The 1811-nt window shown below is 46.0% G+C and carries 4 protein-coding genes; 3 read left to right on the top strand and 1 reads right to left on the bottom strand.

The genetic code is table 11. The features are described from left to right. A partial coding sequence (locus A3762_RS27735) for an NGG1p interacting factor NIF3 (RefSeq protein ID WP_068756794.1) occupies positions 1 to 262 on the top strand: 262 nt, incomplete at its 5' end. Here A3762_RS27735 and A3762_RS17220 read toward each other — a convergent pair. Then, positions 259 to 840, bottom strand: coding sequence for an NUDIX hydrolase (locus tag A3762_RS17220; protein ID WP_068755513.1), 582 nt, complete (start codon positions 838 to 840; stop codon positions 259 to 261). The genes A3762_RS27735 and A3762_RS17220 overlap by 4 nt on opposite strands. 119 nt (positions 841 to 959) lie before the next feature. On the opposite strand from A3762_RS17220, the gene A3762_RS17225 reads away from it, so the two are divergent. Further along, a complete protein-coding gene (locus A3762_RS17225; RefSeq protein WP_068755486.1) occupies positions 960 to 1589 on the top strand; it encodes a CoA pyrophosphatase in 630 nt (209 codons plus the stop codon). Further along, positions 1567 to 1811 (top strand): gamma carbonic anhydrase family protein (locus A3762_RS17230; protein WP_369820692.1); only part of this gene is annotated, 245 nt, incomplete at its 3' end. The genes A3762_RS17225 and A3762_RS17230, both read left to right, overlap by 23 nt.

Consider the following 1811-nt stretch of genomic DNA (forward strand, 5'->3'; position numbering starts at 1 on the left):
GTCTGTGTTTGCAGCTGGTGCGGGAAGGATAGGTAATTATGAACATTGCTCGTTTGAAACGCGAGGCATTGGCCAGTTTAAGCCAATCGGTTTGGCAAATCCTACCATCGGCGAAGTAGATCAATTAAGCGAAGTCGAGGAGGCTAAAGTCGATATGGTGTGTAGTGCAAAACATATCGCGGACGCAGTGCAAGCATTAAAAAATGCGCATCCTTATGAGGAACCCGCTTACCACGTGATAAAACTCGAGACGCAGTTTTAGCGCACCCAGTCTTCACCCAGCGTTGCTGAAAATTCAACCTCTCTCGGTTCTCGGAATGCATCAGACACGTGCGTGGGAAATTTCCCTTCTTTCCTATCCGCAAAATAACGCTTCAAAGTACGTTTAACGGTAGGGAAGGCTAGCTCATCCCACGGGATTTCTTCTTCTGTATACAGTGCGCACTCAAGGCTTTCCGTTCCAACGCCGAACTTGCCATCAATGAGTGTGGCCAAGAAGTACATATGGACTTGATTGATTTGAGGAACGTTGATAACGGTTAACAGGGAGTGCAGCGTTACTTTTGCTTCGGCTTCTTCCCATGTTTCTCGTGCTGCTGCTTCCATGGTCGTTTCTTGGTTTTCCATAAATCCTGCAGGCAGTGTCCAATAGCCATAGCGCGGTTCAATGGCTCTCTTGCAAAGAAGTACTTTATCTTCGAATACAGGAAGTGTGCCCGCGACAATGTTTGGATTTTGATAGTGAATGGTCTCGCATTGAGGGCATACGTATCGAAGTCGACTATCGTCGGCTGGAATTTTCTGTTCAACGGCATGGCCGCAATTACTGCAAAAGTTCATATCAAAATGTGCCCATTCTCTATTTTTGGCTAGCGCGACATTCTCTAGCACACAGACTCAATTAACAATCCCTAAACCCTATGCTAAGGTGCCCAATCTCAAATTTATTGAACTACCTCATGAGTCTTATACAGCAGTTCGAAAGTCGTCTTAGTGATTATCAACCTAGACAATTAGGTGCTGAGCTTCCCAAAGCTGGCGTGTTAATGCCAATTACCCGCAATACTGCTAGACCTGAGGTTATTTTGACGCGTCGTTCGTCGCGTCTCTCTACGCACAGTGGTCAAGTTGCCTTCCCAGGGGGTAAGTTCGATCACACCGACGAAACTCTCATTAATACTGCATTGCGCGAAACGCATGAAGAACTAGGTATTGCGCCGAGTTCGGTCGAAGTCATTGGTGGCCTGAGTCAGGTCGTTTCTCTTCATGGTATACAGGTAAACCCTTTTGTTGGACTTGTTGACCATGATATTTCAGTGGTACCCAGCCCCTATGAAATTGAAAGTGTCTTTCGCGTTCCATTGGACTTCTTTTTAGATGCACAACCTATTCGTCGAGATAGAATGACCTACAAAGGAACCTCTCTTGCAGTTCCATCGTATGAGTATGAATATCAGGGTATCCGTTATGAAATTTGGGGGCTCACAGCGATTGTGCTGGTTGAGTTTTTGAATGTCGCAATGGATGCAAGAATAACAATATTTGATGACTACCTGAAGGATAGAGATGAAATTCAGCCTAAACGATAAGCAACCTGTTCAACATGGTGCTCCAGGCTTTATCGCGCCTAACGCGAGCTTGGTTGGTGATATTGAATTGCATGAGGACGCGAGCGTTTGGTTCAACGTTGTAATCCGTGCAGATAATGACAAAGTCGTTGTTGGCCCGCAAAGCAATATTCAGGACGGGTCGGTGTTGCACATCGATCCCGGATTTCCTCTTAATATAGGCAAGGGCGTCACTATCGGTCA

The organism is Oleiphilus sp. HI0125, from assembly GCF_001635355.1.